1 protein-coding gene is annotated in these 503 nt (G+C 47.5%); it reads right to left on the reverse strand.

Annotated features, from left to right (window positions below; translation table 11 throughout):
• Positions 1 to 8: 8 nt before the first annotated feature.
• A partial coding sequence (locus R7E78_RS31010) for a GGDEF domain-containing protein (RefSeq protein ID WP_318059256.1) occupies positions 9 to 503 on the reverse strand: 495 nt, incomplete at its 5' end.

Here is a 503-nt window from a genome sequence, read left to right on the forward strand (position 1 = left end):
GGACGCCATTAAGACGTCGAGTGAATCTTAAATTGGTTTCTGCCCGCTTGTTTTGCGTCATATAACGCTTGGTCGGCCAAGAAGAACCATTGGTCCCACTCTTGTTTGATGGTTTGGGCTGATAACCGGTCGACCGCACCAAGCGAAATTGTGGCGTTTATTGGCTTAGAGTCAATGATTAATGGCGTATTTTCAATGACATGTCTCAAACGCTCTAGCGATTTCGCACAATCATTTGGATCGTTCACCTCCACCAGCAACACAAATTCTTCACCGCCCCAGCGAATCAGCAGGTCACCTGAACGAGTAGATTCGTTGAAGATAGAGGCAATGTGCATCAACATTTGGTCGCCGATGTCGTGACCATAAGTGTCGTTAAACGCTTTGAAATGGTCGACATCAAGAACCGCAAGCGCGAAGGTTCTATCTGGAGTGCGGCGGGCCATCTTCTCTAACCAGACTTCTAAATAGCGGCGATTGTGAAGGCCAGTCAAAAGATCTGT

Source organism: Vibrio sp. YT-19(2023), assembly GCF_033337395.1.